General features: G+C 60.1%; 13 protein-coding genes and 4 pseudogenes. 11 read left to right on the top strand and 6 right to left on the bottom strand.

Features of this window, described 5'->3' with window-relative positions:
* Window positions 1-221 precede the first annotated feature (221 nt).
* Window positions 222-1,239, bottom strand: a pseudogene (locus tag AB4N76_RS28320) (AraC family transcriptional regulator).
* Between the two features lie 275 nt (window positions 1,240-1,514).
* Here AB4N76_RS28320 and efeU point away from each other — a divergent pair.
* The 5 genes and pseudogenes from efeU to AB4N76_RS28295 all read left to right on the top strand — a co-directional run bounded on the left by efeU (window position 1,515) and on the right by AB4N76_RS28295 (window position 7,128).
* Window positions 1,515-2,353, top strand: a pseudogene (gene efeU, locus AB4N76_RS28315) (iron uptake transporter permease EfeU).
* Between the two features lie 8 nt (window positions 2,354-2,361).
* Window positions 2,362-3,558 (top strand): iron uptake system protein EfeO, encoded by a 1,197-nt coding sequence (efeO, locus tag AB4N76_RS28310; protein ID WP_460163849.1) that lies wholly within the window; start codon window positions 2,362-2,364, stop codon window positions 3,556-3,558.
* 17 nt (window positions 3,559-3,575) lie between these two features.
* The gene (gene efeB, locus AB4N76_RS28305) at window positions 3,576-4,859 is read left to right on the top strand and encodes an iron uptake transporter deferrochelatase/peroxidase subunit (protein WP_460163848.1); all 1,284 of its coding nucleotides are present in this window, start codon (window positions 3,576-3,578) and stop codon (window positions 4,857-4,859) included.
* Between the two features lie 22 nt (window positions 4,860-4,881).
* Window positions 4,882-5,706: an iron uptake system protein EfeO gene (efeO, locus tag AB4N76_RS28300; protein ID WP_046027335.1), complete on the top strand. Its 825-nt coding sequence runs from the start codon at window positions 4,882-4,884 to the stop codon at window positions 5,704-5,706.
* A 207-nt stretch (window positions 5,707-5,913) separates the two neighbouring features.
* Window positions 5,914-7,128, top strand: a complete 1,215-nt coding sequence (locus AB4N76_RS28295; protein ID WP_046027336.1) for an MFS transporter — start codon at window positions 5,914-5,916, stop codon at window positions 7,126-7,128.
* On the opposite strand, the gene pssA is transcribed toward AB4N76_RS28295, so the two are convergent.
* Window positions 7,085-8,428 carry a CDP-diacylglycerol--serine O-phosphatidyltransferase gene (pssA, locus tag AB4N76_RS28290; protein WP_046027337.1) on the bottom strand — a complete coding sequence of 448 codons (1,344 nt, stop codon included), beginning with the start codon at window positions 8,426-8,428 and terminating at the stop codon, window positions 7,085-7,087. The two genes, AB4N76_RS28295 and pssA, sit on opposite strands and share 44 nt — an antisense overlap.
* A gap of 247 nt (window positions 8,429-8,675) precedes the next feature.
* On the opposite strand from pssA, the pseudogene AB4N76_RS28285 reads away from it, so the two are divergent.
* Together AB4N76_RS28285 and AB4N76_RS28280 are read left to right on the top strand one after the other, a co-directional pair.
* A pseudogene (locus AB4N76_RS28285) lies at window positions 8,676-9,240 on the top strand (TetR/AcrR family transcriptional regulator).
* 57 nt (window positions 9,241-9,297) lie between these two features.
* The gene (locus tag AB4N76_RS28280) at window positions 9,298-9,774 is read left to right on the top strand and encodes a nuclear transport factor 2 family protein (RefSeq protein ID WP_460163847.1); all 477 of its coding nucleotides are present in this window, start codon (window positions 9,298-9,300) and stop codon (window positions 9,772-9,774) included.
* Between the two features lie 115 nt (window positions 9,775-9,889).
* On the opposite strand, the pseudogene sfnG reads toward AB4N76_RS28280, so the two are convergent.
* A pseudogene (gene sfnG, locus AB4N76_RS28275) lies at window positions 9,890-10,986 on the bottom strand (dimethylsulfone monooxygenase SfnG).
* A 267-nt stretch (window positions 10,987-11,253) separates the two neighbouring features.
* Here sfnG and AB4N76_RS28270 point away from each other — a divergent pair.
* Complete coding sequence (locus tag AB4N76_RS28270; protein WP_046027341.1) at window positions 11,254-12,033, top strand: TSUP family transporter; 780 nt, start codon at window positions 11,254-11,256, stop codon at window positions 12,031-12,033.
* Here the strand turns inward: AB4N76_RS28270 and nudC are convergent.
* The 3 genes from nudC to AB4N76_RS28255 all read right to left on the bottom strand — a co-directional run bounded on the left by nudC (window position 12,001) and on the right by AB4N76_RS28255 (window position 14,582).
* On the bottom strand, window positions 12,001-12,831 hold the full coding sequence (gene nudC / locus AB4N76_RS28265; RefSeq protein ID WP_460163846.1) for an NAD(+) diphosphatase: 831 nt from the start codon (window positions 12,829-12,831) through the stop codon (window positions 12,001-12,003). The two genes, AB4N76_RS28270 and nudC, sit on opposite strands and share 33 nt — an antisense overlap.
* A gap of 6 nt (window positions 12,832-12,837) precedes the next feature.
* Window positions 12,838-13,650 carry a crotonase/enoyl-CoA hydratase family protein gene (locus tag AB4N76_RS28260; RefSeq protein ID WP_046027343.1) on the bottom strand — a complete coding sequence of 271 codons (813 nt, stop codon included), beginning with the start codon at window positions 13,648-13,650 and terminating at the stop codon, window positions 12,838-12,840.
* A 161-nt stretch (window positions 13,651-13,811) separates the two neighbouring features.
* Complete coding sequence (locus tag AB4N76_RS28255; protein WP_460163845.1) at window positions 13,812-14,582, bottom strand: class I SAM-dependent methyltransferase; 771 nt, start codon at window positions 14,580-14,582, stop codon at window positions 13,812-13,814.
* 159 nt (window positions 14,583-14,741) lie between these two features.
* Between AB4N76_RS28255 and AB4N76_RS28250 the strand changes: the two genes are divergently transcribed.
* From AB4N76_RS28250 to AB4N76_RS28240, 3 genes are all read left to right on the top strand, one after another.
* A complete protein-coding gene (locus AB4N76_RS28250) occupies window positions 14,742-15,284 on the top strand; it encodes a tetratricopeptide repeat protein (RefSeq protein WP_046027345.1) in 543 nt (180 codons plus the stop codon).
* Window positions 15,285-15,350: 66 nt separating this feature from the next.
* Window positions 15,351-15,836 (top strand): sigma-70 family RNA polymerase sigma factor, encoded by a 486-nt coding sequence (locus AB4N76_RS28245; RefSeq protein ID WP_080942989.1) that lies wholly within the window; start codon window positions 15,351-15,353, stop codon window positions 15,834-15,836.
* Complete coding sequence (locus AB4N76_RS28240; RefSeq protein ID WP_460163844.1) at window positions 15,833-16,600, top strand: anti-sigma factor family protein; 768 nt, start codon at window positions 15,833-15,835, stop codon at window positions 16,598-16,600. Before AB4N76_RS28245 ends, AB4N76_RS28240 begins: the two co-directional genes overlap by 4 nt.
* Window positions 16,601-16,690 lie beyond the last annotated feature (90 nt).

The raw sequence follows: 16,690 nt of genomic DNA, 5'->3' as shown, positions 1-16,690 counted from the left end.
GGGGGAACCGTATAAACCAGAGAAATACTCGCTCCAGTGCGTAGAACGGGGCAATGGTCAAAGCCTTCAGATTGCGTGACTGGTTTGGCCAAAATTCAAGAGGTGTGCCGCCTGGACGCACGCTTTCGCGGGCAAGCCACGCTCCCACATTTGCAATGCACTCCCCTGTGGGAGCGTGGCTTGCCCGCGATGGCGTCAGTCGATCCAATATGGGGACCGGATCAGTGCGCCTCGTTAAGAATCAAACTCCGGTAATGCCCCGGATTGGACCCCGACCACTTGCGAAACGCCTTGTAGAACGAACTCGCATCGGCAAACCCCAGCCGGGCCGCAATCTCGGCGAAGCTGATGTTCGGCTCTGCCAGCCAAACGATCGCCAGTTCCTTGCGCACGCTGTCCTTGAGCCCTTGGTAGGTCTGCCCTTCTTCCGCCAGACGTCGGCGCAAGGTCGAGGCGGACATGTGCAGTTGCTGCGCCAACGGTTCGGTTTCCGGCCAATGTTCTGCGGGCAAGTGCCGCAAATTCTGTTTGATGCGGCTCGCCAGGCTCTCAGGATCACGGTACTTGACCAGAATATTGGCCGGCGCGTGCGCCAGGAAACGCTTGAGTTCTTCCGGGCTGCGCTTGATCGGCAAGTCCAGGCACTCAGCCGAGAAAATCATCCGCGTGCGCGGCCGGTCGAAGCGCAGGTTTTCGGAGAACATCACCTGATAGTCGCCGCAAAAATCCGGCACCGGGCAGCGCAGTTCGATGGCCAGGATTGGAATCCGCCGCCCCGCGAGCCAACAGGCAACGCCGTGAACGATCATCCAGTAGGTGAAATAAGTGAAGGCACGACGCGGATCCTGATCGTCTTCCGCCAGCACGATTTCGGCCAGGCTTTGCTGGCGAACCAGCTGCGCGGGCATGTTTTCAAGCATCAGCGACAGAAAACCCAGGCCCGAGGTCAGCCCAGCGGCCAGGCTCGGCTGGACCATCGAGCAACGACACAGAAACTCAAGACTGCCGGATTTGAGCTTGCGCGGGTCCATGCCAAAAAACTCATCGTCACCGCGTCGCGCCAGCAGGCGCCAGAGTCGCGCATAGGCCGTCGCCGGAACTCGCGCGTCAGGGGTTTGCAACCATGCCGGATCGATGCCGACCTTGTTCAACACCTCATCGGTGGCCTGGCCCGGGGCGCAGCTTTTGCAACAGCGCTTCGCGCACCAGTTGAATGGAGATGGTGTCTTTTTCCGACATTGAGCGCGGTGAGCCCTGTTGTTTTTTGAGTGCGGGCATCTTACCGCAGCACGCTTGAGCAAAGGAGATCCTGTGGGAGCGGGCTTGCCCGCGAAAGCGGTGGATATGCCGACATATGTATCGAAGGTGACGGCGTCATCGCGGGCAAGCCCGCTCCCACAGTGATGTTCAGGGTTGTTCAGCTTAGGTTCAGGTAAATGTCAATTATTGGCATATGGGAATTAATGTCATTATGTTACAAATTAGCACCCTAACTAATTGTGTCCCGGTGCTGAATGCTCGTCCCTTTCCTGATCATGCTGCGCGAAGGCATTGAAGCCGCGTTGATCGTTGGCATCATCGCCAGCTACCTCAGCAAACCGGCCGGGGTCAGTGGATGCCCGCGGTGTGGATCGGTGTGTTCCTCGCTGCGGCGTTGGCCCTGCTGGTGGGGGGTGGTCTGGAGCTGGTCAGCGCCGAATTCCCGCAGAAACAACAAGAGCTGTTTGAAGGCGTGATCGGTCTGCTGGCCGTCGGCATTCTCAGTTCGATGGTGTTCTGGATGCGCAAAGTGGCGCGCTCGATCAAACATTCGCTGCAGGCGTCCCTCGATCACGCGCTGGCCGGCTCCAGACATCAGGTCGTCGCCCTGATCGCCATGGTGTTTTTCGCCGTGGCCCGGGAAGGCCTGGAGACGGTGTTCTTCCTGCTGGCGGTGTTCCAACAGAGCGAGGGCCCGGCCGCGCCCATTGGCGCCCTGCTCGGCCTGATCCTGGCCATCGCCGTCGGTTTCCTCATCTACAGCGGCAGCATGCGCCTGAACCTTGGTGCATTTTTCCGCTGGACCGGGTTGTTCATCCTGTTCGTGGCCGCCGGCATTCTCTCCAATTCGGTGCAGGCGCTGCATGAAGCCGGGCTGTGGAATCACCTGCAAACCGTGCTGTTCGACTTCAGCGCAACGCTGCCGATGGATGGCCCGTTGGGCTCGGTGCTGGCGGGCATGTTCGGCTATCAGGACGCCCCAACGGTCAGCACCCTCGGTGCCTACCTGATTTATCTGGTGGTGGCGTTGGTGATGTTTTTCGTCCCGGCCCCGACGCCCGCCAAACAGCCTTCTTCCGTTTCCAGTCAGTAAGGGCCTTCATGTCAAAGCCTATTCCTACAGCCGGCCCGTCCCGGGCCTTGCGTTGGGCAGTGGCCGGTTCGGTGATCGTGATGATCGCCGCCGGTGGCCTGTTCTATTACGCCTCGAAAATGGCCGCCGCCAAGCGCCAGGCCAACCATGACGACGTGGTGGTCAACATTCACCCGCACAGCTGCGAGCCCAATGCGCTGACGGTCCCGGCCGGTCGCGCCAGTTTCCGCATCGTCAATCGTTCCGACCGGGCCGTTGAATGGGAAATCCTCGACGGTGTGCTGGTGCTCGAAGAGCGCGAAAACATCGCACCGGGCCTGAGCCAGGTGATCAACGCCAACCTGTTGCCCGGCGACTACACCATCACTTGCGGTTTGCTCAGCAACCCGCGCGGCACCTTGCACGTGACCCCGACCGAGGTGTCCGAGGCCGCCGCAAAAGCCAAACCGTCGATGGTCGCGTTCGTTGGTCCGTTGTCAGAATTTCGCGTGTACCTGAGCACGCAAGGCACGGCGTTGATCAAAGCCGTTACCGCGCTTGAGCAAGCCATCGAGGTCGGCGACCTAAGCCAGGCGCAATCCTTGTATGCGCCGGCCCGCGCTGCGTATCAACGCATCGCCCCGGCCGCCCAGCGCCTGGCCGAGCTGGATAACGCGATCAATGCCCGCGCCGACTATTTCGAAAAACGCGAGCAGGACCCGGCCTTCGTCGGCTTCCATCGCCTGGAATATGCGCTGTTCCAGCAACGTAGCCTCGATGGTTTGGCCCCGGTTGCCCAACGTCTGACCGCTGACATCACCACGCTCAAGCAGCAACTGCTGGCCGAACCGCTGCCGCCGGAGCAACTGGTGAGCATTGTGGTGCGCAACCTCAATACCCTCGCTGATGTACGTGCCAGCAGCGGTGAGGAAGAACGCTACAGCCACACCGACCTGAACGGTTTTGCCGCCAACCTCGACGTCGCCCGCAAAGTTGTCGACTTGCTGCGCCCGATGCTGAGCATATCCGCCGCCGATTTACTGCCCAAGCTCGACAGCGCCATCGTCGCCTTCGACACCGAACTTAACGGCCTCAAGGTCAACGATGGTTACGCCCGCTACGACAGCGTCAGCGCCGAACAGCGCAAAAAAATCGCCGAAAAGGCTCAGGCACTGGCCGACGCCCTCGATGCCATCGATCCCGCCCTTGGCCTCTCCGGCCTGTAAGCAGAAGACTTGAACCCATGAATGACTCAGAGCAATTCAACCTCCAGCGTCGACGGATATTGATGGGCATGGGCGCGGCCGGCGTGGCGTTGAGCTGTCCGGTCATGGCCGCCAGCCCCGCGCAGGTCACTGAAGCGCCGAGCAGCGACAAGACTGAAGACCGCCACGAATTCCACGGCAAACACCAGGCTGGCATCGTCACCCCACGTCCGGCATCCGGCATGCTGGTGTCGTTTGATGTGCTGGCCACTGACCGAGCCGACCTCGAACGGCTGTTTCTCACCCTCAACGAGCGCATCGCGTTCTTGATGAAGGGCGGCCCGGTAACCCAGGTCGATCCGAAACTGCCGCCAGTGGATTCCGGGATTCTTGGCCCGGTGGTCACACCGGACAACCTGACCATCACTGTGTCGGTGGGCGAGTCGTTGTTCGACGAGCGTTTCGGTCTGGCCTGCGTCAAACCCAAGCGACTGACGCGCATGGTCGGTTTCCCCAACGATGCACTGGAGGCTGACTGCTGCCACGGCGACCTGAGCCTGCAGTTCTGCTCCAACACTCCCGACACCAACATCCACGCCCTGCGCGACATCATTAAAAACCTGCCGGACTTGCTCCTGGTGCGCTGGAAACAGGAAGGCAGCGTGCCGCCGCAAGCTCCGGCGAAACCGGGTGTTCCGGCGCAGAGCGCGCGCAATTTCCTGGGTTTTCGCGACGGCTCGGCCAATCCTGATTCCAACGATGCCAACGTCATGGACCGCATCGTCTGGGTCCGACCCGGCAGCGATGAACCAGGCTGGGCAACCCATGGCAGCTATCAAGCGGTGCGGATCATCCGCAATTTCGTTGAGCGCTGGGACCGTACGCCGTTGCAAGAACAGGAAAGCATCCTCGGACGGGTCAAAAGCACCGGTGCGCCCATGGGTGGCGCCCATGAAACCGAAGTCCCGGACTACGCCAAGGACCCGCAAGGCAAGCTGACCAGACTCGACGCGCACATCCGGCTGGCCAACCCGCGCACCGCCGCCACCCAGGCCAATCTGATCCTGCGCCGGCCGTTCAACTACTCCAATGGCGTGAACAAAAACGGCCAGCTCGACATGGGCTTGTTGTTCATCTGCTACCAGGCCGATCTGGAAAAAGGCTTTATCACCGTGCAAACCCGTCTGAACGGCGAGCCGCTGGAGGAATACCTGAAACCCGTCGGCGGCGGCTACTTCTTCACCCTGCCAGGTGTCACCAGCGACCAGGACTTCATCGGTCGCTCGCTGCTTCATGCCACATCCGCAACAACAACCGCCTGACAACTCCCACACGGAACCGCCCATGAAAAAGTCGCCACTCGCTTTGCTGCTGACCCTTGGCTTGCTCAACACTCCGCTTTCGGCGTTCGCGACCACAGCGCCGATGGACCTGGTGGGGCCGGTTTCGGACTATAAGATTTACGTCACAGAGCAACTGGACGAATTGGCCAGCCACACCCAACAGTTCACCGACGCGGTGAAAAAAGGTGATCTGGCCACCGCGCAAAAGCTCTACGCCCCGACCCGCGTTTACTACGAGTCGATCGAGCCGATTGCCGAGCTGTTCAGTGACCTGGACGCGTCCATCGATTCGCGCGTAGACGACCACGAAAAAGGCGTGAAAGCCGACGACTTCACTGGCTTCCACCGCATCGAGTACTCGCTGTTCTCGGAAAGAAGCACCCAAGGCCTCGGCGATTTGGCCGACGGCCTGAACAAAGACGTCAAGGACCTGCAAACCCGCGTGGCCGGCCTGACCTTCCCGCCTGAGAAAGTCGTCGGTGGCGCGGCGGCGCTGCTCGAAGAAGTCGCGGCCACCAAGATCTCCGGTGAAGAAGACCGCTACAGCCACACCGACCTCTATGACTTCCAGGGCAACGTCGACGGCGCGAAGAAAATCGTCGACCTGTTCCGTCCGCAGATCGAGAAGCAAGACGCGGCATTCATCGCCAAAGTCGACAAGAATTTCGCGACCGTGGACAAGATCCTGGCCAAGTACAAGACCCAGGACGGTGGTTTCGAAACGTATGACAAGGTGAAAGAGAATGACCGTAAAGCGTTGGTTGGGCCGGTGAATACCTTGGCTGAAGACTTGTCGACGTTGCGCGGCAAACTGGGTTTGAACTGATCGTTTTCTAGCGTCTGAGCGGGCCCCATCGCGGGCAAGCCCGCTCCCACAGAGGATCTTCGGTGTTCACAAGATCTGTGGGAGCGGCGGTGCGACGATTCGACTTGCCCGCGATGGCATTATCACTGCCACCGATATTCCTCCTGCCTTTAACCAACCCGCGCTACCATCCCCCGCACACTCTAAAAGCTCACGGACGACTCTCCCATGAACACCCCTGCCTTCGATCTGCGCCCATTGATGGTCGCCAACATGGCCTGTTCCATGTCGATGATGGCGTTCGTCTCGCTGATCGGCCCGATTGCCCGCGTGCTGGGCCTGGCCACCTGGCAGGCTGGTGCGGCGGTGACGGTGTCCGGGGTGATCTGGATGCTGCTCGCCCGCCCATGGGGCCAGGCCAGTGATCGCTATGGCCGACGACGAATATTGCTGATCGCCACCGCTGGCTTCACCCTCGCCTATTGGGCCTTGTGCCTGTTCATCGATGCTTCGTTGCGATTTCTACCCTCGGCGCTGCTGGGGTTCATCGGCGTGATGATCGGGCGCGGTTTGATCGGTGTGTTCTATGCGGCGATTCCGGTGGGTGGCAACGCGCTGATCGCCGACAACATCGAACCGCAACACCGCGCCAAAGCCATGGCCGCCTTGGGTGCCGCCAATGCGTGCGGCCTTGTAATCGGCCCGGCCATCGCCGCATTGCTGTCACGCTTCAGTTTGAGCCTGCCGTTCTACGCCATGGCCGTCCTGCCGCTGCTGGCTTTTCTGGTGTTGCACTTCAAGCTCAAAGGGCAAGAACTGCACCTGCGCCAGGCGCCGCGCAAGGTACACCTGAACGATCCACGCCTGCGCCGGCCCATGGCTGTCGCGTTTGTCGCGATGCTGTGTGTGTCGATTGCGCAGATCACCGTCGGTTTTTTCGCCCTCGACCGCCTCGGCATGAACCCGGCCGACGCCGCGCAAACAGCAGGCATCGCCCTGACCATGGTCGGTTTCGCGTTGATCTGTGCGCAATTGGTGGTGCGCAGACTCGATTGGCCGCCATTGCGGTTGATCCGCGCCGGGGCGCTGGTGGCATCAGCAGGATTTGCCGGCAGTATCCTCGCGAATACAGCGTGGGGGTTGTGGTTGTGCTTTTTCGTGTCGGCGGGCGGGATGGGCTTGATCTTCCCGTCTTTTGCCGCGTTGGCCGCCAATGCGGTCGAGGCCTCGGAGCAAGGCGCGACGGCGGGCACCATCGGCGCGGCACAAGGGTTCGGCGTGGTGATCGGGCCGTTGGCGGCCACTCTGATTTACGACCTCGAACCCCGCCTGCCCTATCTGGTGGCCGCGGCGTTACTGCTGTTGGTGGCTTTGTGGCCAAAGCCCCGCGAACTGAAGCTTACAAAATGCGATACAGCAGACGCTCGATCCGCACCCGACTGACGCGGGTGAGAAACTTGGCCACCGCCGGCGGGTAATCCAGCAGCGTTTCAAGGTCCTGGTATCGCTCGATTCGCTGGGTATTCTGGAAAATCTGCACCAGTTCGCCAGCGCGCGATTCAAGCAATTCGCCTTTCGGGTCATCGATCAGCAGTGCGTTTTCCAGGTCAAGACGGAACGCCCGCGGGTTGAGGTTGTTGCCGGTCAGCAAGGTGTAGCGCTGGTCGATCCACATGCCTTTGAGGTGATAGGTGTTGTCGCCATCACGCCACAAATGCAAGTTCAATTTGCCGCTGTCGATACTGTGCTGATGCTTTTTGGCAAAGCGTCGCAGGCTGATCTCGTAGAGATACGGCAACGCGGCGATCACCTTGAACGGCTCACTCGGCGGAATGTAGAAGTCGTTGGCGGTCTTGTCACCGACCACAATATCGATCTTCACGCCCCGGCCCAGCGCCCGGTTTATTTCCCGAGTCACCGCCAGTGGCAGGTTGAAGTACGGCGTGCAGATGGTCAGTTGGTGCTGGGCGCTGGCGATCAACTCGCAAATCACCCGATTCAATGGATTGTTCTTGCCTACACCGAGTAACGGACTGACGGATAAACCACCTTTTTCCGTGGTGCCCGCCGTGGTGTCGTACGCGGCATGCTTGAGGCGGCTGCGCAAGTCACCGATATCGTGGCGCAGGCTGCGAGTGGTCGGCAGGTTCGGCAAATCGAGGCGATGCACGGCCTTGGAAGCGATGAAACCGTGCTGGACAAGGTGTTGCATCGAATTGGCCAGCGCCTGGTTTTCCAGTACGTGATAACGGTCAAAGCGGTATTTGTCGAACTTGTGCAGGTACACGTTGTTCAGGCTCGCACCGCTATAAATCACACAGTCATCGATCACAAAGCCCTTCAAATGCAGCACGCCGAACAGCTCACGCGTCTGCACCGGCACGCCATACACCGGCACTTCACTTGCGTGGGTACGCGTCGCTTCCTGATACCAGGCCGAGTTGCCCGGCTGCTTGCCGGCACCAATCAAACCGCGTTGGGCGCGCAACCAGTCAACCACCACGACCACGTCCAGTTCCGGACGCGCCAGTTTGGCGGCGTGCAAGGCATCGAGGATTTCCTGGCCCGCTTCATCTTGTTGCAGATACAGCGCAACGATATAGATGCGCCGGGTCGCCTGGGCGATTTTCTCCAGCAGGCAGCGACGAAACCCGGCAGCGCCAGACAGGATGGTGACGGCATCGGCGGTCAGCGGAAAACTGCGCAGTTTGGGCAGCAGAGAGCGTTTGAAAAGCGACGGCATAGGGCTCGCAATGGGTCAATTCCGAATAGTCACAGAGCTTACACCATGGATCAGTTTGGGTCTTGTTACGGTCTGTAATGCCGCCTCAGTTCGCTCCCGCGCTCTGGGTGGGAATGGCTCCGCGTTCGCTTCTAAATGCGACGCGGAGCGTCACCGGATGCATTCCCACGCAGAGCGTGGGAACGATCTTTAACAGACGTAAAATTTTTTGTTGACCAAGAAGAATGATCGTTCTACTGTTCAGCACATGAACAAAATAACCAGCAACGACACACGCGACATCATTCTGGACGTCACCGAAAAGTTGATCTACAAAAGTGGTATCGCTGCCACTGGCATGGATCTTCTGGTGAAAACCGCCGGCGTCTCCAGAAAAAGTATTTACCGCTACTTCACCAACAAGGAGGAGCTGACCGTCGCTGCCCTGCAACGGCGCGACGTGCGCTGGATGCACTGGTACCGGACGGAAGTCGGCATGGCCGAGACCCCGGCAGACCGGTTGCTGAACCTGTTTACCGTGCTCAAGGCCTGGTTCGCCTCGGAAGGCTTCCGTGGCTGCGCTTTCATTAACACCAGTGGTGAAACCGGCGACCCGCAAGACCCGGTTCGCCTGGTTGCCAAAGAACACAAACAGAAGCTGCTCGACTACGTGCGCGAGCTCTGCTACCGAACATGGCGCTGCCGACCCGGAGACGCTGGCCAAACAGCTGCTGATCCTGATCGACGGTGCCATTACCGTAGCGCTTGTGATGGGTGATCACAGTGCCGCCGATAATGCGCAATGCATGGCGCGAAAGTTATTGGACCTGTAACCACTTTATATAAGCCTGACAACTTTGTTTAACTTTACTTTTACTGGGAGACATTAAATGTCTAACGCAGAAGTTCGTCCGCCATTGCCGCCCTTTACCCGTGAAACAGCCATCGAAAAAGTTCGCCTGGCCGAAGACGGGTGGAACTCACGCGATCCGGAACGGGTGTCGCTGGCCTATACGCTGGACACTAAATGGCGTAACCGCGCCGAGTTCGCCTACAACCGTGAAGAAGCCAAGGGTTTCCTGACCCGCAAATGGGCCAAGGAACTGGATTATCGCCTTATCAAGGAACTCTGGGCCTTCACCGGCAACCGCATCGCCGTCCGTTACGCCTATGAATGGCACGACGACTCGGGCAACTGGTTCCGTTCCTACGGCAACGAAAACTGGGAGTTCGATGAGAACGGTTTGATGGCTAACCGGTTCGCCTGCATCAACGACCTGCCGATCAAGGAAAGCGACCGCAAATTCCACTGGCCGCTGGGGCGTCGGCCGGATGATCACCCGGGGCCGTCTGATCTCGGCCTCTAAGTTCACCTAAATCCAACTATAGAGGCGGGCTTGCCCGCGATGGCGATGTCACAAGCAACTGAAGTGTTGAATGTGATGCCGCCATCGCGGGCAAGCCCGGCTCCTACAGGGGGAATTATGCGGCTGCGGTGGCTGGCCTGGATTGGGCTTTGGCTTCCAGCTCGCGCACCAACGGCAACACGCGCTGGCCGAAGTATTCCACCTCTTCCTGAAAATGTAGAAACGCCGCCCAGCACAAGATCCACGCCGACCGCCTTCAACGCCACAATCCGCTCGGCAATCTGCTGCGGTGTGCCGATCAGATTGGTCTTGAAGCCATCGTTGTACTGCACCAGATCCTCGAACGTCGACTTCGCCCAATTGCCCTCGCCTTCCGGCGATGCCCTGCCCGCTTGTTTCGCCGCATCGCCAAAGGCGTTCACCGCGTCTGGATCAGCCTGATCGATGATCTGCGCCAGCACCTGCTCGCGCTTCTTCTTCCGTGTCCCGGGCGATGACAAACGCATTGACTCCGATTTTTACCGAATGGTGGTTGGCGGTGGCTTTGGCCCGGATATCGTCTACTTGGGCCTTGATGCCTTCCGGCGTATTACCGTTGGTGAAGTACCAGTCCGAGACCCGCGCAGCCATGTCTGCGCCGCGCGAGAACTGCCGCCCTGGAAGATTTCCGGTTGGCCCAAGGGCTTGGGTTTGAGGCTGTAGTTGTCGAAACGGTAGAAATCCCCGCGAAAGGTGAAATTGTCCTGGCTCCAGATGCCCTTGAGCGAGCGAATGAACTCTTCGGAACGGCGATAACGCTCATCGTGCTCCAGCCAGTGTTCGCCTATCGCTTGAAACTCACCTTTGAACCAACCGCTGACGATGTTCACCGCGACTCGCCCATGGGTCAGTTGATCGATTGTGGCCAACTGCTTAGCCGCCAGCGCCGGTTGCCAGGGACCTGGCAGGATTGCAGCGATCACTTTCAATGTGGTGGTGGCCGCGAGCAGCGCATGGCTGAAGGCGACCGACTCATGCTGGTATTCGGCGCCGTAACCGGCAGTAAAGCGAATCTGGGTGAGCGCGTATTCGAACCCGGCTGTCTCGGCCAATTGCGCGAGTTTGCGGTTGCAGTCGATGCCCCAGTGGGTGCGTTGTTCGATTTTACTGACCACCAGCCCGCCGCTGACGTTCGGTACCCAGTAGGCAAATTTGAACCGCTTGCTGACTCATTGGCGTGTCCTCGGGACTCAGGGATGCCCCATGGACAGAGCAGCAAGCGTGCCAGGGCTGAAATCGCGGGTTTGTCGGGATATTCGGGGGGATTAACTGTTAGTCCACATCCTGTTTGTCGGCGGGCTGTTGGCTGAGCAACAGTTTTAGTGGCTGTAGCGCCTGCTAGCGAAGCGGCCTGACGGCTCGCCGCTAAGTCCGGATATAGGTAAGATACCGGCCCTTCCCCGCAGCCCTTTCCTGCACCCCGCCGAATAAGCCGACTCCATGCCTTTCGAACTCAGCGTTGACCTCACTACCCTGGCCATTCTGGCCATCGTTGCCTTCATTGCCGGTTTCATCGACGCGATTGCCGGCGGTGGCGGCCTGCTGACCACGCCGGCATTGTTGACCGCCGGCCTGCCGCCGCACTTGGTGCTGGGCACCAACAAGTTGAGTTCGACGTTCGGCTCGGCCACCGCCAGCTTCACCTTCTACCGGCGCAAGCTGTTCCATCCGCGGCAGTGGGTGCATGCCATCGTCGGCACCCTGGTCGGCGCATTGACCGGCGCCATCGTCGCGCATTACTTGCCCGCCGAATGGCTGAACAAAATGCTGCCGGTGATCGTGTTCGCTTGCGGCCTGTACCTGTTGTTTGGCGGCACACCGAAAGCACCGTTGGACAGCGATGCACCGATCAAGAAAAAGTGGCAATCGACCCAAGGCTTCAGCCTCGGTTTCTACGACGGTGTGGCGGGTCCAGGCACAGGTGCATTCTGGACCGTCAGCAGTCTGCTGATGTACCCCATCGACCTGGTAAAGGCCAGCGGCGTGGCGCGCAGCATGAACTTCGTCAGCAACATTGCGGCGCTGTCGGTGTTTGTGTTTTCCGGGCAGGTGGACTGGATCATCGGCCTGAGCATGGGCCTGTCGGTGATGGTCGGCGCATTCTTTGGTGCTCGCACCGCCATCAGCGGCGGCGCGAAATTCATTCGGCCGGTGTTCATCACCGTGGTACTGGGCTTGACCGTGCGGTTAGCCTGGCAGCACTGGTTCAGCGTGGCCTAAGCGCCGCGCCACATAGACATCGATCAGGTAACGGGCAATCGAGCGCGACGCCGGCAACGGCGGCAGCGCGTGGACATTGAACCACTGGGCGTCTTCGATTTCGTCCTCCTGACAGACAATCTCGCCACCGGCGTACTCGGCATGGAAGCCGAGCATCATCGAGTGCGGGAACGGCCAGCACTGGCTGCCCAGGTACTGGATGTTCTTGACCTCGATGCGCACTTCTTCGCGCACCTCGCGAATCAGGCAGTCTTCTGCCGACTCCCCCGGCTCGGCAAACCCCGCCAACGTGCTGTAGACCCCGCTGACAAAGCGTGGCGAACGGGCCAGCAAGACTTCATCGCCACGGGTGACCAGCACGATCATGCTCGGCGAGATCCGTGGGTAATAGCGCAAATCACAGGGCTCGCAATACATCGCCCGCTCACGCGGAACCTGCGTTGCCGCCTGCCCACAGTTGCCGCAGAAGCGATGCTCGCGATACCAGGTGCCAATTTGCGCGGCATAGCCGAGCACCTTGTACACCGTGTGATCGCCTTCCAGCATGAACGCCCGCAGGCCTTTCCAGTTGCAACCCGGCACGTCGCTGTGACTGCGCAATTCCAGCAGATAGACCGGCTCGCCGTCGAGATGGCCAATGCCGTGCTCGGCGAGAATCGACAAATCCTGACGCTTGAGCCACTCACGTGGGAACAGCGCGCCATTGTCATCGAACAGAAAACCTTCGGGGCTACGGGCCACAGCCCAGCCGCCGGGTATATCGGTGTCCAGTACTGCGGTGGTCCAGCGTGAAGTCATTTTTAATCAATCCAGAAATTCGGGTTTCTGTTTGCTCATATGGGCGGCCATGGCCACGCGCAAGTCGGTGGATTGCAGCATGGCGGCGTTCCAGGTGGCGACATATTCGAGGCCGTCGTCAATACGATGGTCGCGCATGTAGCTGATCATTTCCTTGGTGCCGGTGACGGCAATCGGCGACTTTGCGGCGATCTCGCGGGCAATGCCCATCACGCCATCCAACAGGCTGGCTTTGTCGCTGTAGACGCGATTGACCAAGCCTATGTTACGCGCTTCGTCGGCGCCAAAAGTGCGACCAGTGTAAGCCAGTTCACGCAGCATGCCGTCACCGATGATGCGCGGCAAGCGTTGCAAGGTGCCAACGTCGGCGGCCATGCCGATGTCGATTTCCTTGATCGAGAATTGTGCGTCTTCGGCGGCGTAACGCATGTCACACGCGGCAATCAGATCAATCGCGCCGCCCAGGCAATAACCCTGGATAGCCGCCAGTACCGGCTTGCGGCAATTATCGACGGCATTGAAAGAGGCTTGCAGGGCGAGAATCTTGCGGCGCAGCAGGCGCGCGTTGCGGCCGACGTCCTTGCCCAGTTCATTGGCCACGCCGGCCAGCATCATCAGGTCGATACCGGAGGAAAAATGCTTGCCGGCGCCGCTAAGGACCACGACGCGCGCTTCATCGGTGTCGTCGATCCACTGGAAAATTTCGATGATTTCGCTCCAGAACGCGGCGTTCATCGAATTGATTTTTTCCGGGCGGTTGATCTGCACATGGGCGATGTTGTCGGCAAGTTCGACGGTGAACGCGGTGTACTGAGTCATGGCAGGGATCCTTTACCGGGCAAAAAAAAGAGGCCCGGACTATAACAAGGCATCAGGGTGGACAGTAAGGCAGTGGTTCGGCCAAAAGCGGGACTGGCTTCTGGATCGCCAGTGACTGGGTGGGCTTCATCGCGGGCAAGCCGAATCGTCGCACCGCCCGCTTAACTGGCCTTCACCACCACAAACGCCGCCGTCTCATACGGAACCGTCACCACCTCTCGTCCACGCAACGCCGGCTCTGAAGCAATCAACGCACGAATCTGCTCATCCACATTCGCCCGCTGGGCCTGCGGCAACGCCGCAATAAAACTGGTGGAGCGCACCCGATTGAAGATCACATCCTCAGGCGACCCCGTGTGTCCATGGTTGAAGTGCTGCACCTGCAATGGCCCGAACGCGGGATGTGGAAACGCCCGGCGCCAGGCGCCGGTGTAATAACGCGGCGTATCGCCTTCCAGCGCGTTGACGATCGCATCCAGTTTCGGCACCCAACTGACCTTGGTATCGCGCAGGTTCCACACCAGCCCCAGCTTGCCGCCCGGCTTCAGGACCCGCGCTATTTCGGTCAGCGCCCGGGCGTTGGCGAACCAGTGAAAGGCCTGGGCGCAGACCACCACGTCCACACACGCATCCGGTAGCGGCAAATCCGTAGCGGTGCCGTTGACCGCCAGCACTTCGGGATAGGCCTGGGACAGCTTCTCCAGCATCTGCGCCACCGGTTCCACGGCAATCACCTGCGCTCCGGTCGCCAGCAACCGGCCGGTGAACTTGCCGGTGCCGGCGCCCAGGTCCACCACGCTTTTGTCGGCGTTCAAGCCCAACGTACCCGCCAGCCAGTCAGCGACCGCTGGCGGGTAGTCCGGGCGGCCGCGCACATAGGTTTCGGCGCTGGTTTTATAGCCCGCCGTCGCGTGATGAACGTGGTCTGTCATGGCAGTTCTCCTGGTGGACAACGGATGCTGTCGAGCATAGCGCCAAGGTCTGAGCTTTCGTTGCAATGTTCGCCAGAAAGAAATGAATAATTGTTCACGCTGCGGTGTTTTCAATTCATCACCCCACATTATCGTGATTCAAACCCTGGAGCCTTGCCCATGAACGTGCGTTTTGCTGTTTTCACCGCCCCGCTGCTGCTTGCCGGTTGCCTGACGGCAGCATTGACCAGTTCGCTCGCCCAGGCCCATGGCGAAGAAGACGCACCCGCCAGGCCCAACTGCCCGAAAGGCCAGGTGTTCGACTCCAGATCGCAAAAATGCCTCAAGCAAACCAGCAACCTCGTGCCGGACGCCGACCGAACCAGCTACGCTTATCGTCTGGCCAAGGACGGACGCTACGAGGAAGCCTTGGCCCTGCTCGACACCCTGAAAGAGCCGAACACCGCCATCGCCTTGAACTATCGGGGCTACGCCACGCGTAAACTGGGGCGCACCGACGAAGGCATCGGTTACTACCTGCAATCGGTCAAACTTGACCCGCAGTATGCGAAAGTGCGCGAGTACCTCGGCGAAGCGTACGTGATCAAGGGTCGACTGGACCTGGCCCAGGAACAGTTGCAGCACATCAAATCGATTTGCGGCAACACCTGCGAGGAGTATCAGGACCTGGCCGAAGCCATCAACGACTCATCGAAAACCTGACAACCGAGATAGACGGAGTTCGTCATCGCCAACGATCAAGCAATCAGGGCCGAACTGGGGCAGCACTTGGCGCGTTTGTGGCGCTATGGCTTGTTGCTGTCCCGGCAACGGCATGTGGCCGAAGACCTGGTGCAGGCGACTTGCGTGCGGGCGCTTGAGCGTGCCGGGCAGTTTATCCCGGGCACGCGTATGGACCGCTGGTTGTTGAGTATTCTTCACTCGATCTGGCTCAACGAAGTGCGCAACCGGCGCGTGCGTCAGGGCCAGGGATTGGTGGATGCCGACAGTCACTTGTCGTTTGACGGCGAACACGCGGCGCAAACCCATGTGCTCGCCGCTCAAGTGATCCGGCGTGTCGACGCGTTGCCCGAAGCACAACGCGAAACGGTGTACCTGGCGTATGTCGAAGGTTTGGCGTATCGCGAAGTCGCCGAGGTGCTGCAAGTGCCCATCGGCACGGTCATGAGCCGGCTGGCCGCGGCACGGGTGAAACTGGCCGAGTATCCGCCGCTGCACGCGGTACCGAACCCTTCCACGGGAGAACGTCGATGAACGAGCGTGGCATACCGTCGGATGAGCAACTGGTGGCGTACCTCGACGATCAACTCGATGTCGAGCAACGCAGCCGCATTGACGCGGCCATCGCCGAGGATTCGACGCTCAACCTGCGCCTGCAATGGCTGGCCCGCAGCTGCCTGCCGTTCAAGGAAGCCTATGCCGAACTGGGCCAACAGGCGCCCCTGGATCGCTTACAGTCGATGCTCGACACCTTGCCGTCCCCTGAACTCCCGTCGATGAATCGTCGCTGGTTTCTCGCGGCAGCTGCCGGGTTGGTGCTCAGCAGCGTGGTGGCGGACCGTTTGTTCCTGGGCTGGCAATTGAGTCAGGAAAAAACCAATTGGCGCGGCCTGGTGGCGGACTACATGTCGCTTTACGTGCCGCAAACGCTGGAGCACCTGCCCAGCGATGAAACCAGCCAAAGTGCGCAACTGCGCATCATCGACACACGCCTGGGCCTGAACCTGACGCCGGCCCAACTGGTCCTGCCAAGGTCCGAGTTCAAGCGCGCGCAAATCCTCGAATATGACGGCGTGCCCATTGCGCAGATTACGTACCTGGATCCGGTGCACGGCCCGATTGCCTTGTGCGCCACCCGCTCCAACAGCGGCAGTCGCCACCTCGCCCATGAGCGCCGACACGACATGAACGTGGTTTATTGGGCGGACATGGAGCATGCCTGGATGCTGATCGGACACAACCCGGCAGCCGAGCTGGAGGGCATGGCCACCGTGTTGCGAACCCGGCTTGGCGCATAGTTTTGTAGCCGCTGCCGAGCTTGCGAGGCTGCGTCCGCCGTAGCAGCTGTCGAGCCTACGAGGCTGCGTCCGCCGTAGCAGCTGTCGAGC

The sequence above is a fragment of the Pseudomonas sp. S2_F03 genome (genome assembly GCF_054668335.1).
Note: the sequence above shows the minus strand (reverse complement) of the source record. Positions and strands in the feature narration are given on the sequence as shown.

Bases quoted from the DNA above. Each gene is read 5' to 3' on its own strand.
- pssA (WP_046027337.1), bottom strand. From the start codon at position 8,428: ATGCCGTCGCTTTTCAAACGCTCTCTGCTGCCCAAACTGCGCAGTTTT.
- AB4N76_RS28255 (WP_460163845.1), bottom strand. From the start codon at position 14,582: ATGACAGACCACGTTCATCACGCGACGGCGGGCTATAAAACCAGCGCC.
- AB4N76_RS28240 (WP_460163844.1), top strand. From the start codon at position 15,833: ATGAACGAGCGTGGCATACCGTCGGATGAGCAACTGGTGGCGTACCTC.
- efeO (WP_460163849.1), top strand. From the start codon at position 2,362: ATGTCAAAGCCTATTCCTACAGCCGGCCCGTCCCGGGCCTTGCGTTGG.
- AB4N76_RS28250 (WP_046027345.1), top strand. From the start codon at position 14,742: ATGAACGTGCGTTTTGCTGTTTTCACCGCCCCGCTGCTGCTTGCCGGT.
- AB4N76_RS28280 (WP_460163847.1), top strand. From the start codon at position 9,298: ATGTCTAACGCAGAAGTTCGTCCGCCATTGCCGCCCTTTACCCGTGAA.
- efeO (WP_046027335.1), top strand. From the start codon at position 4,882: ATGAAAAAGTCGCCACTCGCTTTGCTGCTGACCCTTGGCTTGCTCAAC.
- AB4N76_RS28295 (WP_046027336.1), top strand. From the start codon at position 5,914: ATGAACACCCCTGCCTTCGATCTGCGCCCATTGATGGTCGCCAACATG.
- AB4N76_RS28260 (WP_046027343.1), bottom strand. From the start codon at position 13,650: ATGACTCAGTACACCGCGTTCACCGTCGAACTTGCCGACAACATCGCC.
- AB4N76_RS28270 (WP_046027341.1), top strand. From the start codon at position 11,254: ATGCCTTTCGAACTCAGCGTTGACCTCACTACCCTGGCCATTCTGGCC.
- nudC (WP_460163846.1), bottom strand. From the start codon at position 12,831: ATGACTTCACGCTGGACCACCGCAGTACTGGACACCGATATACCCGGC.
- efeB (WP_460163848.1), top strand. From the start codon at position 3,576: ATGAATGACTCAGAGCAATTCAACCTCCAGCGTCGACGGATATTGATG.